The organism is Trinickia fusca (assembly GCF_003628145.1).
Taxonomy (GTDB): Bacteria; Pseudomonadota; Gammaproteobacteria; order Burkholderiales; family Burkholderiaceae; genus Trinickia; species Trinickia fusca.
Window position 1 is genome coordinate 22,612 of record NZ_RBZV01000015.1, and the last position, 15,532, is coordinate 38,143.

General features: G+C 65.5%; 14 protein-coding genes. 8 read left to right on the top strand and 6 right to left on the bottom strand.

Features of this window, described 5'->3' with window-relative positions:
* The first annotated feature begins 14 nt into the window (after positions 1-14).
* Entirely contained in the window at positions 15-1,682 is a 1,668-nt protein-coding gene (gene ettA / locus D7S89_RS23725) for an energy-dependent translational throttle protein EttA (protein WP_121281322.1), read from the top strand.
* 126 nt (positions 1,683-1,808) lie between these two features.
* On the opposite strand, the gene D7S89_RS23730 is transcribed toward ettA, so the two are convergent.
* The 3 genes from D7S89_RS23730 to D7S89_RS23740 all read right to left on the bottom strand — a co-directional run bounded on the left by D7S89_RS23730 (position 1,809) and on the right by D7S89_RS23740 (position 4,555).
* Positions 1,809-2,366 (bottom strand): isochorismatase family protein, encoded by a 558-nt coding sequence (locus tag D7S89_RS23730; RefSeq protein WP_121281323.1) that lies wholly within the window; start codon positions 2,364-2,366, stop codon positions 1,809-1,811.
* Between the two features lie 90 nt (positions 2,367-2,456).
* Positions 2,457-4,286, bottom strand: coding sequence for an aminopeptidase P family protein (locus tag D7S89_RS23735; protein ID WP_121281324.1), 1,830 nt, complete (start codon positions 4,284-4,286; stop codon positions 2,457-2,459).
* A 14-nt stretch (positions 4,287-4,300) separates the two neighbouring features.
* A complete protein-coding gene (locus D7S89_RS23740; protein WP_121281325.1) occupies positions 4,301-4,555 on the bottom strand; it encodes a hypothetical protein in 255 nt (84 codons plus the stop codon).
* Positions 4,556-4,869: 314 nt separating this feature from the next.
* Between D7S89_RS23740 and hemA the strand changes: the two genes are divergently transcribed.
* The 6 genes from hemA to D7S89_RS23770 all read left to right on the top strand — a co-directional run bounded on the left by hemA (position 4,870) and on the right by D7S89_RS23770 (position 10,301).
* Entirely contained in the window at positions 4,870-6,156 is a 1,287-nt protein-coding gene (hemA, locus tag D7S89_RS23745) for a glutamyl-tRNA reductase (protein ID WP_121281326.1), read from the top strand.
* A gap of 90 nt (positions 6,157-6,246) precedes the next feature.
* A complete protein-coding gene (gene prfA, locus D7S89_RS23750) occupies positions 6,247-7,329 on the top strand; it encodes a peptide chain release factor 1 (RefSeq protein ID WP_121281327.1) in 1,083 nt (360 codons plus the stop codon).
* A gap of 14 nt (positions 7,330-7,343) precedes the next feature.
* The gene (gene prmC, locus D7S89_RS23755) at positions 7,344-8,234 is read left to right on the top strand and encodes a peptide chain release factor N(5)-glutamine methyltransferase (protein ID WP_121281328.1); all 891 of its coding nucleotides are present in this window, start codon (positions 7,344-7,346) and stop codon (positions 8,232-8,234) included.
* A gap of 115 nt (positions 8,235-8,349) precedes the next feature.
* Complete coding sequence (gene grxD / locus D7S89_RS23760; protein WP_121281329.1) at positions 8,350-8,661, top strand: Grx4 family monothiol glutaredoxin; 312 nt, start codon at positions 8,350-8,352, stop codon at positions 8,659-8,661.
* Between the two features lie 43 nt (positions 8,662-8,704).
* Entirely contained in the window at positions 8,705-9,304 is a 600-nt protein-coding gene (locus D7S89_RS23765; protein WP_121281330.1) for a UbiX family flavin prenyltransferase, read from the top strand.
* A gap of 199 nt (positions 9,305-9,503) precedes the next feature.
* On the top strand, positions 9,504-10,301 hold the full coding sequence (locus tag D7S89_RS23770; protein ID WP_121281331.1) for a DODA-type extradiol aromatic ring-opening family dioxygenase: 798 nt from the start codon (positions 9,504-9,506) through the stop codon (positions 10,299-10,301).
* Positions 10,302-10,399: 98 nt separating this feature from the next.
* Here D7S89_RS23770 and D7S89_RS23775 read toward each other — a convergent pair whose 3' ends face one another.
* Positions 10,400-11,998, bottom strand: coding sequence for an APC family permease (locus D7S89_RS23775; RefSeq protein ID WP_121281332.1), 1,599 nt, complete (start codon positions 11,996-11,998; stop codon positions 10,400-10,402).
* Positions 11,999-12,445: 447 nt separating this feature from the next.
* Here D7S89_RS23775 and D7S89_RS23780 point away from each other — a divergent pair, with 447 nt between their 5' ends.
* Positions 12,446-12,649, top strand: coding sequence for a cold-shock protein (locus tag D7S89_RS23780; RefSeq protein WP_121281333.1), 204 nt, complete (start codon positions 12,446-12,448; stop codon positions 12,647-12,649).
* A gap of 100 nt (positions 12,650-12,749) precedes the next feature.
* On the opposite strand, the gene D7S89_RS23785 is transcribed toward D7S89_RS23780, so the two are convergent.
* Positions 12,750-14,000, bottom strand: coding sequence for an Hsp70 family protein (locus D7S89_RS23785; RefSeq protein ID WP_121281420.1), 1,251 nt, complete (start codon positions 13,998-14,000; stop codon positions 12,750-12,752).
* 145 nt (positions 14,001-14,145) lie between these two features.
* Complete coding sequence (locus D7S89_RS23790; RefSeq protein WP_121281334.1) at positions 14,146-15,435, bottom strand: MFS transporter; 1,290 nt, start codon at positions 15,433-15,435, stop codon at positions 14,146-14,148.
* Between the last annotated feature and the right edge of the window lie 97 nt (positions 15,436-15,532).

The following is a 15,532-nucleotide window of genomic DNA, read 5'->3' on the forward strand; positions in this document are numbered from 1 at the left end:
CGCTTCTTACGCACATGGCTCAATACGTCTTCACCATGAACCGGGTCGGCAAGATCGTGCCGCCCAAGCGCCAGATCCTCAAGGACATCTCGCTCTCGTTCTTCCCCGGCGCCAAGATCGGCGTGCTCGGCCTGAACGGCTCGGGCAAGTCGACGCTGATCAAGATCATGGCCGGCGCCGACAAGGACATCGAAGGCGAAGCCACGCCGATGCCGAACCTGAATATCGGCTACCTGTCGCAAGAGCCGCAGCTCGATCCCGAGAAGACGGTGCGCCAGGCCGTCGAGGAAGGGCTCGGCGATGTCTTCCAGGCACAAAAGAAGCTCGACGAGATCTACGCGGCCTATGCCGAGCCCGATGCCGACTTCGACGCGCTCTCCGCCGAACAGGCCAAGTACGAGGCGATCCTCGCGGCCAGCGACGGCGGCAGCCCCGAGCAGCAGCTCGAAGTGGCCGCCGATGCGCTGCGCCTGCCGCCGTGGGACGCCAAGGTCGGCCATCTGTCGGGTGGCGAAAAGCGCCGCGTCGCGCTGTGCAAGCTGCTGCTCGAGAAGCCCGACATGCTGCTGCTCGACGAGCCGACCAACCACCTCGACGCCGAATCGGTCGAATGGCTCGAGCAGTTCCTCACGCGCTTTCCGGGCACCGTCGTCGCCGTCACGCACGATCGCTACTTCCTCGACAACGCGGCCGAATGGATTCTCGAACTCGACCGCGGCCACGGCATCCCCTGGAAGGGCAACTACAGCAGCTGGCTCGACCAGAAGGAAGAGCGGCTCAAGCAGGAAGAGGCCTCCGAATCGGCTCGCCAGAAGGCGATCAAGAAGGAGCTCGAGTGGGTGCGTCAGAATCCGAAGGGGCGTCAGGCCAAATCGAAGGCCCGTATCGCGCGCTTCGAGGAACTGAACAGCCAGGACTACCAAAAGCGCAACGAGACGCAGGAAATCTTCATTCCTGTGGGCGACCGCCTCGGCAACGAAGTCATCGAGTTCAAGAACGTCAGCAAGGCATACGGCGACCGTCTGCTGATCGACGATCTGAGCTTCAAGCTTCCGGCCGGCGCGATCGTCGGCATCATTGGGCCGAACGGCGCCGGCAAGTCCACGCTGTTCCGCATGCTGACTGGCCGCGAAACGCCCGATTCCGGCGAAATCGTGATGGGGCCGACGGTCAAGCTCGCCTACGTCGATCAAAGCCGCGACGCGCTCGACGGCACGAAGACGGTGTTCGAGGAAATCTCGGGCGGAGCCGACGTGCTGACGGTCGGCAAGTACGAAACGCCGTCGCGTGCCTACATCGGCCGCTTCAACTTCAAGGGCGGCGACCAGCAGAAGGTAGTCGGCAATCTGTCGGGTGGTGAGCGCGGGCGTCTGCATCTGGCCAAGACGCTGATCGCCGGCGGCAACATGCTGCTGCTCGACGAGCCGTCGAACGACCTCGACGTCGAAACGCTGCGTGCACTCGAAGATGCGCTGCTCGAGTTCGCGGGCTCAGTGATGGTGATCTCGCACGACCGCTGGTTCCTCGACCGTATCGCGACGCACATCCTCGCGTTCGAAGGCGATTCGCAAGTGGTGTTCTTCGACGGCAACTATCAGGAGTACGAGGCAGACAAGCGCAAGCGCCTCGGCGAAGAAGCCGCCAAGCCCAAGCGCATCCGCTACAAGCCGATCACGCGCTAAGCACGGCCAAGCGCCGCTTACCGCTCGATTCGGGCCGGCTCGCCACTGAGGCAGCCGGCCCGAATTGCATTCAGGCTTGCACGCACACGGCGGCGCAATCGAACACGACGGCCTTTACATTTACACTCACGTGAACTCAGTCCGCAACACGTCGTCGAGCGTGCGTACGGCGATGCGGTTGCCGGCCAACGAACTCGTCATCCACACATGGTTGTGATGCGCGACGATGAGCTCGGCAGATAGCGAAGGTTGCGCCTGCGTCGTGTGCAGATCGGAGACGACGGTCGTCTCATAGCCGATCGATACGGCGCGCCGCGCGGCCGTGTTGACGCAGTACTCGGTGGCATAGCCGCACAAGATCAGACGCTCGACGCCGCGCCCGGCAAGCTCATCGCGCAGCGGCGTTTCGTGGAACGAATCGCCGTGGCGCTTGCCGATCATGAGATCGCGCGCGTCGCGCTCGAGCCCCTCGTCCAGCGACCAGGCCGGCGAATTCAGAACCAGCTCTTCGTCTTCGTGCTGCACGAACGAGACGAGCGCTCCGCTGGCCCGCGCGGCGCGCGTCAAACGGTTGATGCCCGCAACGACCTCGGGCACGCGATGCGCCTCGGGATAGGCCGGCGTGCCGTCGCCGGCCAGCAAGCCCTGCTGCATATCGATGACGATGACGGCAACGCCTGGCATGGTCACATGCTCCCTCGTAGGGTTCGTCCAGCTGGAGAAACGCGCGGCGCCGCGCCGGGAGGCGCGGGCTCGCAACAAAACCACACCGAATCAGATCGGCTGGGTGCGCGTGTGCAACCACGCTTTCGCGTCGCCCGACACATGCGGGTCGAGCCGCGTGCGCACGGTCTCGTGATACGCGTTGAGCCACGCGCGCTCGTCCTCGCGCAACAGTTCGCGTGCGATGCAGCGCGTATCGATCGGACACAACGTCAGCGTCTCGAACGCGAGGAAAGCGCCGAACTCGGTCTCGGCCTCGAGCCGCGCGAGCACGAGGTTTTCGATGCGCACGCCCCATTGGCCAGGCCGGTAGATGCCGGGCTCGACCGACGTGATCATCCCCGCTTCCATCGCCGTGAAAGGCTCGGCCGGCGCATAGTGCGAGATCACCTGCGGACCTTCGTGCACGTTCAGGAAGTAACCCACGCCGTGACCGGTGCCGTGTCCATAGTCGACGCCTGCCTCCCAGATCGGCGCGCGTGCGATCGCATCGAGCATCGGCGCACGAATGCCGCGTGGAAATTGTGTGCGCGATAGCGCAATCATGCCCTTGAGCACGAGCGTGAAATCGCGCTGGTGGGCCTCGGTGATCGACCCGACCGGCACTACGCGCGTGATGTCGGTCGTACCGCTCAGATACTGGCCACCCGAGTCGATCAGCAGCAACCCGTTGCCGGCGATCGACGCGTGCGAGGCCTGCGTCGCGCGATAGTGCGGCATCGCGCCGTTCGCGTTGAAGCCCGCGATCGTGGCGAAGCTCGGTGACACGAAACCGGGCCGGCGCGCACGCAGCGCCGTGATGCGTTCGTCGATCGTGAGCTCGGTAATGGCCTCGCCGCGGCCCAGCGCCGTTTCGAACCACGCGAAAAATTCGGCTAGCGCCGCGCCGTCCTGCTCCATCGTCGCGCGCACTTGCTCGGCCTGCTCCGACGTTTTACGCGACTTCGCGAACGTCGACGGATTCACCGCTTCGACGATCCTCACCCCGTCCGCCACTGCTTCGCGCAACCCCAACGTAATGCGGCGCGGATCGATGAGAAGCGTCGCGCCGGCCGGCAACGCAGCCAGTGCTGCGCCTGCCTGCTCGTAAGGCGCAATCTGCACGCCGTCGCGCGCGAGGGCATCCGCGAGCTCGCGTGACACCTTACCCGCGCCGACGAAGAGCCGCGCCTCCTCGAGTCCGATCAGCGCATGCGCGACGAACACGGGATTGAAATTGACATCGGCACCACGCAGGTTGAACAACCAGGCCAGATCGTCCAGCGTCGAGACGAAATGCCACTGCGCGCCCTTCTCACCCATCACGCGGCGAATCTGCGCGAGCTTGTCGGCGCGCGCGGCGCTCGCGTACGGCAACGCATGCTCGAACACGGCATTGGCCGGCAGCGCGGGCCGCTCGGGCCAAACCGCGTCCAGCAGATCCTCGTCGGTGCGCAGGGGGATGCCGGCTGCCTCGAGCCCGTCGGACAGCGCGCGTGCTTGAGCGAGCCCGAGCACCGCGCCATCGACGCCGACGCACGCGCCCGGCGCCAGATGTTGCGCGAGCCATTCGACGTGCGGCTGCGATTGCTGGCCGGCCATCATTTTCATGAGCTGGATACCCGTGCCGGCGAGCTGCGCCTCGGCCTGCACCCAATAGCGGCTATCGACCCATACGCCGGCAAAATCGGCGGTGACCACGAGCGTGCCGACCGAGCCGGTAAAGCCCGACAGCCATTGCCGGCCTTGCCAGCGCTCGGGCAGATATTCGGAAAGATGCGGATCGGAAGACGGCACGACATACGCGGCGAGGCCCAGTCGCGCCATTTCGTCGCGCAGGCGCGCGATGCGCGCGCTAACAGGACCGGCTGCGCCGGCGTGTTCGGGAAGTCGGTCATTCATAAATTCACCTGAATTCAACGACGGGCAGCCAAGCCGACCGTCAGCGCCACGAGGGCGAGTGCGCAAGCTGTACAGACGGGCCACTCGAGTGTGCCGCCGTCATAAAAAAGTCCGGTGACGCTGCCGGCCATCTTGGCCGCACTGGCGGCGACCGCACCGAGAACGATGGCAAGCGCCACCCCAATCCGGCTGGCGCGGCGCAGCGGATGCAACCACCAGCCGAACAGGCCGACGGCCACGCCGAGAAACACGATGCCCGGCCACCCCATCAGCGACACCCCGCCGAGTTCATGTGCCGATCGATCGAACCTGATCCGGGGGATAAGCCACGAAATCGCATGGTTAGTCTCTGTCTCTATATAGCAGGGAAGACCGAATGGTGCTCGGCTTGCGAAGCGCACGAGTTTAGGGACGCGCTCGATGCAAGGCAAGCGCGCTTGCCTGTGCCCAGACGGTCGCGGGCTGCGGGCCTTGCGGCACCGCGACGCGGGCCGCGCAGCAAGCATGCCGGAAGCGGGGAAACGCTATAATACCCGGCTGGAATGTCAGAGCCGCCTTACGAGCGGCCACGCAGCCTGAGCCTATGCAACTCCTCACGATCGGAATCAACCACCACACGGCGCCCGTCGCATTGCGCGAGCGCGTGGCGTTTCCGCTCGAACAGCTCAAGCCTGCGCTCGCCGCCTTTACCGATCTATGGCGTGGCCGGGCCGCGGGCGACTCGCCCGAAGCAGCCATCCTGTCCACCTGCAACCGCACCGAGCTCTACTGCGCCACCGACGATCGCGCGGCGCGCGAAGCGGCCCTCGCCTGGTTGTCGAGCTATCACGGCATTTCGGCCGAGGAGCTGACGCCGCACGTCTACGCGCTGCCGCAATCCGAAGCCGTGCGCCACGCGTTTCGCGTCGCGTCGGGGCTCGATTCGATGGTGCTCGGCGAGACGCAAATCCTCGGACAAATGAAAGATGCCGTGCGCACCGCCTCGGAGGCAGGCGCACTCGGCACTTATCTGAACCAGCTGTTTCAGCGCACCTTCGCGGTCGCGAAGGAAGTGCGCGGCACGACGGCCGTCGGCGCGCAATCGGTGTCGATGGCTGCGGCGTCGGTGCGGCTCGCCCAGCGCATCTTCGACAAGATCTCGAACCAGCGCGTGTTGTTCATCGGCGCGGGCGAGATGATCGAGCTGTGCGCGACGCACTTTGCCGCGCAGGAGCCGCGCGAACTCGTCGTCGCGAACCGCACTGCCGAGCGCGGCGCCAGGCTCGCCGAGCGCTTCAACGGACGCTCGATTCCGCTTTCCGAGCTGCCCGCACGGATGCACGAGTTCGACATCATCGTCTCGTGCACGGCTTCGACGCTGCCGATCATCGGCCTCGGCGCCGTCGAGCGCGCCGTCAAGGCGCGCCGCCATCGCCCGATCTTCATGGTCGACCTGGCCGTGCCGCGCGACATCGAGCCCGAAGTGGCCGATCTGCAGGACGTCTTTCTCTATACCGTCGACGATCTCGGCGCGATCGTACGCGAAGGCAATGCCTCGCGGCAGGCCGCCGTCGGGCAAGCCGAAGCGATCATCGAAACGCGCGTGCAGAACTTCATGCAATGGATCGAAGCACGCAGCGTCGTGCCGGTGATCCGCCACATGCACTCGCAGGCCGACGTGCTGCGCCGCGCCGAACTCGAGCGCGCGCTGAAGATGCTCGCGCGCGGCACGGATCCAGCCGAGGTGCTCGAAGCGATGTCGCAGTCGCTGACCAACAAGCTGATCCACGGTCCGACCCACGCGCTGAACCGCGCCAGCAGCGAAGACCGGGCCGCGCTCGTCGAGCTGCTCGGCGGCGTCTACCGTCACTCGAAGTCCTCGGAACATTAGCGGCCGCGGCCTTGCGCCGCGCGGCGCCGACTTGCTCGGCCGCATCCCGCCCCTCCGATTCCTCTTCTTTCGGGAGCCTCGCTCCACACCATGAAAACGAGCATGCAACACAAGCTCGACCAGCTCACGACCCGGCTGGCCGAACTGAACGACCTGCTGAGCCGCGCGGACGTGACCGCCAATATCGATCAATATCGCAAGCTCACGCGCGAGCATGCCGAGATCGGCCCGGTCGTCGAGCAATACACGCGCTGGCGCCAGGCGCGCAACGACAGCGCGACGGCCCAGGAGCTGCTGACGGACGCGTCGATGCGCGAATTCGCCGAAGAGGAAGTGCGCGCCGCGCGCGATCGCATGGCGCAGCTCGAAACGGAGCTGCGCATGATGCTGCTGCCGAAGGACCCCAACGACGAGCGCAACATCTTCCTCGAAATCCGCGCGGGCACCGGGGGCGACGAGTCGGCGCTGTTCGCCGGCGATCTGCTGCGTATGTACCTGCGCTATGCCGAGCGGCAGCGCTGGCAAGTCGAGATGATGTCGGAGAGCGGCTCCGATCTCGGCGGCTACAAGGAAGTGATCGTGCGCATTGCGGGCCAGGGCGCCTATTCGAAGCTCAAATTCGAATCGGGCGGCCATCGTGTGCAGCGCGTGCCGGCCACCGAAACGCAGGGCCGCATCCACACGTCGGCCTGCACGGTCGCAGTGATGCCCGAAGCCGACGAGATCGGCGAAGTCGAGATCAACCCGGCCGATCTGCGCATCGACACGTTCCGCGCGTCGGGCGCCGGCGGTCAGCACATCAACAAGACCGATTCGGCCGTGCGCGTGACGCACCTGCCGACAGGCATCGTCGTCGAGTGCCAGGACGACCGCTCGCAGCACAAGAACAAGGATCGCGCGCTGAAGGTGCTCGCGGCGCGCATCAAGGACAAGCAATATCACGAGCAGCACGCGAAGGAAGCGGCCACGCGCAAGAGCCTGATCGGCTCGGGCGACCGGTCGGAGCGCATCCGCACCTACAACTTCCCGCAAGGCCGGCTCACCGATCACCGCATCAACCTGACGCTGTATAAGCTCGATGCGATCGTCGACGGCGATCTCAACGAGCTGATTGCCGCACTCGTCAGCGAGCATCAGGCGGAACTGCTCGCCTCGCTCGGCGACGCCGATTGAGCACGCGAGCCGCCATGTCCGCCCGTTCCGACGACGCCTCGCCCGCCACGGCCAGCGCGCTGCTGCGCGTTTCGCCACTGCCTGCGCTCGAAGCGCGCATCCTGCTCGGGCACGCGCTCGGCTGGCGGCGCACCGAACTGATCACGCGAGGCGACGAGCCGCTCGCCGAAGCGGCGCTTGCACACTATCGTGCACTCGAAGCGCGCCGCGTGGCGGGCGAACCGATCGCCCAGATCGTCGGCACACGCGAGTTCTACGGGCTCGAATTCGACGTCACGCCGCATGTCCTGATTCCGCGTCCAGAAACGGAGTTGCTGGTCGAACAAGCGCTGGCTGCAATCGAATCGATCGCGCGGCCGCGCGTGCTCGATCTGGGTACCGGCAGCGGCGCGATCGCGATCGCGATCGCGGCATCGCGCCCCGATGCGCACGTTTGCGCACTCGATCGCTCACCGGAGGCACTGGCCACCGCTGAACGCAACGCCGCCCGGCTACTCGACGCGCAGCGCCCCGGCGGCCCGCTGCAGGTCATGCAAAGCGACTGGTACGCAGCGCTGGAGCGGACGGCGCGCTTCGACCTCATCGTCAGCAACCCGCCCTACATCGCCTGTGACGATCCGCACCTGACGCTCGGCGACTTGCGCTTCGAGCCGCGCGGCGCCCTGACCGACGAAGCCGACGGCTTGAGCGCGATCCGTGCGATCGTCGCCGCGGCCCCCGCGTTCCTCGTGCCGGGCGGATCGCTGTGGATCGAGCATGGCTACGATCAGGCCGCCGCCGTCCGCGTTTTGCTCACCGAGCGCGGCTTGACCGACGTGCACTCGCTGACGGACCTGGCCGGCATCGAGCGCGCCACGGGCGGAGCAGTCGCCGCGATCGGTGCAAGCGACCCGACAGCGCACTGACCGATCCGTCAGACCGCCGCGTCAAGCGGGCGTGCGGCTCAGGAAGCCGAAATCCGCTATCATTTCGCTCTATCTCCCCACCCTTCCGTGCTTTGTCACGGAATCAAGGTCAGTCATGGACACGCAACAACGCATCAAGCAAATCATCGACGAAAACGCCGTCGTCCTCTTCATGAAGGGCAATGCCCAATTTCCGATGTGCGGTTTCTCGGGCCGCGCCGTGCAGATCCTCAAGGCATGCGGCGTCGATCAGTTCAAGACCGTGAACGTGCTCGACGACGAGGGCATTCGCCAGGGCATCAAGGAATTCTCGAACTGGCCGACGATCCCTCAGCTCTACGTGAAGGGCGAATTCATCGGCGGCTCGGACATCATGATGGAGATGTATCAGTCGGGCGAGCTGCAGCAACTGTTCGCCGCGGCATAACGCGCGCGCTCGTCGCTCGCCTCTCCCACCGGTTCCGCACGTCATGCAGATGCGCAGCGCCCCGCCGCACCGGTTGATCGTCGCGATCACCGGGGCGACCGGCGCCGTCTACGGCGTGCGGCTCCTCGAAACGCTCAAACGGCTCGGTGGTGTGCAAACGCACCTGCTGGTCTCGAGCGCGGGCTGGCTCAACATCCAGCACGAACTTCAGCTCTCGAAAGACGACGTCCATCCGCTCGCCGATGTCGTGCATTCGGTGCGCGACGTGGGCGCGAGCATCGCGTCGGGCTCGTTCGCGACCGACGGCATGGTCATCGCGCCGTGCTCGATGAAGACGCTCGCGAGCATTGCACACGGCTTTGCCGACAACCTCATCGCGCGCGCGGCCGACGTGACGCTCAAGGAGCGCCGCCGTCTCGTGCTGCTCGTGCGCGAGACGCCGTTCAACCTCGCGCATCTGCGCAACATGACGGCCGTCACCGAAATGGGCGGCATCGTCTTTCCACCATTGCCGGCGTTCTACAATCGGCCCGCCTCGATCGACGAGTTGGTCGACGACACCGTCGCACGCGTGATCGATATGTTCGCGCTGGGCGCGTCGCTCGCGCCATCATGGCCCGGCCTGCGCGGCATGGGCGATTAATCCGCGGCGTGTCGCGCCCGGAGGACGTGAAGCGCGAGCGTGGCGCGCTACGCTGCCCAGTCGGCTGACGCTAGCCCCGCCCTCATCGACAACCGGCACGACACGATGCGTTTCGCGCAGACGGGTTTATCGCGGCGCACCGGCTGCTTATAGTCATGGCAGATATTTTTCTCGCCGCGCACGACGCGGTCTCACTGCCATGTCCCGTCTGCCCACGCTATTTCTGTCTCACGGCGCACCGACGCTGCCGATCGACCCGACGCTCCCCTCCGGCGAATTCGCCGAGCTTGCTGCGCGGCTGCCGCGCCCACGTGCGATCCTGATGCTTTCGGCACACTGGTGCACCGAAGCGCCGGTCGCGAGCACGGCCGGCACCCCGGAGACGATTCACGACTTCTACGGCTTTCCGCGCGCGCTCTACGAGATCCGTTATCCGGCGCCCGGTGCGCCCGAGGTCGCGCAGGAAGCCGTCTCACGGCTTCAGGCGCAAGGCATCGCCGCGACGACGCAAGCGCACGGGCTCGACCACGGCGCCTGGGTACCGATGCTGCTGATGTATCCGCAAGCCGACGTGCCCATCGCACAGCTGTCGATCCAGCCGCACCGCGATCCCGCGCATCACTACCAGCTCGGCCGCGCGCTGCGCCCACTCGCCGAGGCAGGCGTGATGGTGATCGGCTCGGGCCAGATCACGCACAACCTGCGCGCGGCCGACTTCAGCGCCCGGCCCGAAGACGCCGACCCGCGCGTGGCCGAGTTCACCGGCTGGTTCGAGGAAAAGCTCGCGGCCCGCGACATCGATGCGCTGCTCGACTACCGTCGCCAGGCGCCGCATGCGCTACTGATGCACCCGAGCGACGAGCACCTGTTGCCCGTGTTCAGCGCGATCGGCGCGGCCGTCGACGACTACGCGCTCGAGATCCAGTCGCTCGGCACCTATCAGCGCGCGCTCGCGATGACGAACTACGTCTTCACCGCAGGCGGCAGCCCGGCGTAACGTAAGTAAGCGCGCAGCGGCGCCGTACCAAAAAGAAAGCCCGCCTGATCGCTCAGGCGGGCTTTTCGTTCGACGAAAGGGTCGGTGTCGGGTGATGCTTAGGCGCCGACGCCCTCGCGGAGGTCCTCTTCGGACTCACGCTCGTCGAGGTAATTCGAGCGATAGCCGGACCTGACGCCCCAGTGGTAGAACACGAGCGCAAACACGGCGATGGCCAGCATGTCCCAGCCGTACGGCAGCACACCCAGACCGCCGAACTGCTTCGAGCCGATCAGCGAAAACACGGCCATCGACGGCAGGTACGCGACGAGCCACCAGGCGGCCTTCAGGTCGCGGCCCCAGCCGCTCCAGCCTGCCTTGCCCTGGTAGTAGAAGTAGACGGGCAGCGCGACGACCATCAGCAGGATGATTTCGCCGGTCAGCGGCCACTTCGCCCAGTACAGCACGAGCGAGGCGCAGACGAACGCGAACGGCGCGATCACGTTCATCAGCGGCAGACGCAGCGGACGCTCGATATCGGTCGCAGCACGACGCAGCGCCATCAAGCTGATCGGGCCGGTCAGGTACGAGATCACCGTGGCGACCGAAATCACCGCCGCGAGCGAGCTCCAGCCGCGGAAGAAGAACAGGAAGATGAACGACACGAGCAGGTTGAACCACATCGCGTTGCGCGGCACGCCGTAGAACGGGTGCACGTTGCCGAACATCTTGGGCAGCGTATTGTTGCGCTCCATCGCGTAGATCATGCGCGTGGTCGTCGCCATGTAAGTCGTGCCGGTGCCGCTCGGGCTCACGAACGCGTCGACGTACAGCAGGATCGCGAGCCAGTTCAGATTCAGCGCGATGGCGAGTTCGGCGAACGGCGAAGCGAAGCTGAAGTGGCTCCAGCCCTTGGCGACGTCGGCCGGGTTGACGGCGCCGATGTAGGCGATCTGCAGCAGCACGTAGATCACGAGCGCGAGCAGGATCGAGCCGATCACGGCGAACGGCACGCTGCGCGACGGATTGCGCGCCTCACCAGCCAGGTTCACAGGGCTCTGGAAGCCGTTGAAGCTAAACACGATACCGCTCGTCGCCACCGCCGTGAACACGGCCGACCAGCCGTTGGGCGCGAAAGTGCCGGCTGCGACCGAGCCGAAGTTCGCCGGATGGAAGCTCGACAGCAGCAGGCCGAGGATCGTCAGACCCGGGATCACGAACTTGAACACCGTGATGGCCGTGTTGGCACGCGCGAATACCTTGACGCCCCAGTAGTTGAGCATGAAGTACACGATCACGAGCAGCGCCGACAAGAAGATCCCCATCGGCGTGAGTGATCCGTTCACGAACAAGTCGTGCGCCCATTGATAGGGCCAGGTGCTCATATATTGGATCGACGCTTCGGCCTCGATCGGGATCACCGAAACGATCGCGATCCAGTTGGCCCAGGCGCTGATGAAGCCGACGAGCGCGCCGTGCGAATAGCGTGCGTAGCGAACCATGCCGCCCGACTCGGGGAACATGGCACCGAGTTCGGCATAGGTGAGCGCGATGGCCAGGATCACGACAGCGCCGATGATCCAAGCGCAAATGGCCGCCGGGCCAGCGATCTTAGCCGCCTTCCAAGCGCCGAACAGCCACCCGGACCCGATGATCGAGCCCAGACCGGTCAACATCAGCGCGAATGGCCCGATGTTCCGTTGAATAGAACTTTTCACAACCTCTCCTTGGGGATACACAAACTACGCGAGACAGGCGTCCCAGCACTCGATCGGTCGAATGCTCGCCTCCAACGCCTCGCGCGATGGCGGGTTGCGCCGCAACCAGGCGCAACCCGCCGCAAGGCGCGTAGTTTAACGGTTGCACTCACTTAGATGGTGCAATTTGATCCGGCACTAGCAAAAATATCGGGTTAGACGAAAGAGTTGTAAGCAGATGCACCAAATTCGCCCCAATGCCCCTTGTTGCGCCGCGGAATTAAGTTGACCTTTACCAAGATTCGCCGTATAAAGGTCGGGCAGGATTTCAAGTGGCGAGTGTGAATTGGTCTTTTCGTGATCGCCCATCAGGTACTCCGGTTGGTCCTATTACCCCCTTCCTTGATTTTTTGCACCCATCCGGGCTTCGGCCCATGTTTTTTCTCGTTTTTAGGTTAGGAACGTAATATGGAAACCGGTACCGTCAAGTGGTTCAATGACGCGAAGGGCTTTGGCTTCATCACTCCCGATGCAGGTGGCGAAGATCTGTTCGCTCACTTCTCCGAAATCAAGGTCGATGGCTTCAAGACCCTGCAGGAAAACCAAAAGGTCACGTACGAAGTGCGTACGGGCCCGAAGGGCAAGCAAGCTGCGAACATCAAGCCGGTGTAAGCAGTCTTGGCCTTGTGCCGAATGAAAAAGCCCCGCGATGCGGGGCTTTTTCATTGGTGCGGCGCAAGACAGCCGTATCGGCGGCTACGCGTGGCCGGAGCTATTGGAACACGCGTCGCGCGTGAATACCGAGCCCCGTCGCCACACTCGCCAGCCGGTCGCCGAAGACGGCGCGCGCCTCGGGAAACGCGTCGCGCAGGGCGTTCGAGAGGAACGCGAGCCCCGTCGAGCCGCCCGTGAAATAAAGGGCGTCGACCGCGCCCGGCGCGATGCCGGCCGCTCGCACCGTCTCGCGCGCGGCGTCGACGATCCGCAGCGTATCCTCGGCGCCGGCAGCCACCAATTGCACGTCGTCGAACGCGAGACGCAGGTCCATTTCGACGTCGTCGAGGTCGATCATCGTCTGCCCGCCTGCCGCCACACCGATCTTGGCCTCTTCGGCTCGCGCCGTCAGCGCATGGCCGAGCCGTCGCTCGACGACGCGCATGAGCCGCTCGTGATGCCGCACATCGCGATATAGGTGCTTCGTGAGTTTCAGCTCGCCGATGCGCTTGCCGGTGTAGACCGTGTTGATAAGGTGCCAGGTCGCGAGATCGAAGTAGATGCGGTTCGGTACCTCGCGCCCCTGCGGATCGAGCGATTGATAGCCGAGCTCGCGCAAGATCGTGGCCATTTCGACGCGACGGTCGAAATCGGTGCCGGCGACGTGCACGCCGTGATGCGCGAGCACGTCATCCTTGCGCTCGAGACGGGACATGCGCTCTGGCCCCACTCGCACGAGCGAGAAGTCCGACGTACCGCCGCCGATGTCGGCGACGAGCACGAGCGACTCATTGGTGAGACGCGACTCGTAGTCGAATGCCGCCGCGATCGGCTCGTACTGGAAGTGGATCTCGGCAAGGCCCACGCTCCTGGCCGCCGTCTCGAGCTGTTGCTCGGCGAGGCGGTCGGCCTTCGGATCATCGTCGACGAAGAACACCGGGCGCCCCAGCACCGCGCGTTCGATCGACGCTTGCGCGCTCACTTCGGCACAGCGCTTCAGGTATGCGACGAAGATCGCGATCACTTCGGAGTACTTGATGCCGGAACCGTCGCCGAGCTCGGTCACGCTGTCGGCCAGGGCCGAGCCCAGGATGCTCTTGAGCGAGCGCATCAGGCGGCCGTCGAAGCCGTCGATGTATTCGGCGAGTGCGGCGCGGCCGTAGGCTCGCGTGTGCTCGTCGCTATTGAAGAAGACGGCGGTCGGCAGCGTCGTGTGGCTGCCCTCGACGGGCGCCAGCCGCACCGTATCGCCGTCCGGCAAGGCCACCGCGGAATTCGAGGTGCCGAAGTCCATCGCGCAGTAAGTCATCGCTTGCATCGCAGCTCGCTTCAGGCAGACCAGTAAGGAGCGGCTTTGTATCACGAACGCGCACCGGCCGGCAACCGGCTTCGCAAGTCCGTTGCGAGAATGAGATCGGCGCGGCGCCGTCGTCGGGCGCCGCGAATCCGCTTACTTAAGCCGCGCTCGCGGCAAGGGGCCGCACGGCGCCGCTGCGGTGGATGCGCAGCACGATGACCGATGCGACGAGGCACAGGCCACCCGCGATCATCGACGCGATCGTATAGGTGCCGAGGCTCGCGCGCAGCACGCCCGCCCCGAACGCGGCGAACGCCGCACCGAGCTGGTGTCCAGCCACGACCCAGCCGAACACGACGGGCGCGGCTTCCTTGCCGTAGACATCGGTGGTCAAGCGCACAGTCGGCGGCACGGTCGCGATCCAGTCGAGCCCGTAGAACATCGCGAACAGCGGCAGGCCGAAAAAGTCGATACCGAACGCGTGCGGCAGGTAGAGCAGCGACAAGCCGCGCAATCCGTAGTACCAGAACAGCAGCAAGCGGCTGTTGAAACGATCCGACAGCCAGCCCGACAACGTCGTGCCGAACAAGTCGAAGACGCCCATCGCGGCCAGCAGCGATGCACCCTGCACTTCGGACATGCCGTAGTCACCGCACATCGCGATCAGGTGCGTGCCGACATAACCGTTCGTGCTCGCGCCGCAGATGAAAAAGCTGAAGAAAAGCAGCCAGAAGTCGCGTGTCCTGGCCGCCGAGAACAGCGTGCCGAACGCGAGCTTGAGGGGGTTCTGCGCGGGGCCGGCAGCCGCAACCGGTGCACCGTCGGGCTCGCCGTAGGGTCGCAGGCCGAGATCGGCCGGACGCTCGGGCAGAAACAGCGCGACGAGCGGCAGCACGACGGCCGCGGCGATCGCGACGATCAGCACGACCGGACGCCAGCCGTGGTGCTCGGCGACGGCCGCGAGCATCGGCAGGAACACGAGCTGGCCGGTGGCCGAGCTCGCCGTCAGCATGCCCATCACGAGGCCGCGGCGCTCGCTGAACCAGCGGTTCACGACGGTGGCCGACAACGTCAGCGCGGCGACGCCCGTCGCGCCGCCCACCATCACGCCCCAGACCAGCACCATCTGCCACGTTGCCGTCATCAGCGACGACAGCGCCACGCCGCCCGCCATCATGCCGAGCGCCGTCAGCACCGTGGGCCGCACGCCGAAACGCTGCATCGCGGCAGCCGCGAACGGCCCCATCAGGCCATACAGCGCGATGTTGACCGAGATGGCGAGCGAAATCGTCGCACGGCTCCAGCCGAACTCGTGCTCGAGCGGCACCATCATCACGCTGGGCGTCGCCCGCGTGCCTGCCGCCGCAAGCAAGACAAAAAACACGACAGCGGCCGCCAGCCAACCATAGTGGAACCGTCCGCCAATCCTTCTCGCCGCCCAATTCATACCCACTCCCGGTTGTGCGCGGTCTGCCGCCAGCCTTCGCCGCGCCTGATTGTCGATTGATTGCTTCCCTGCTTGCGTGGTCCGGGGCGCTTGCGCG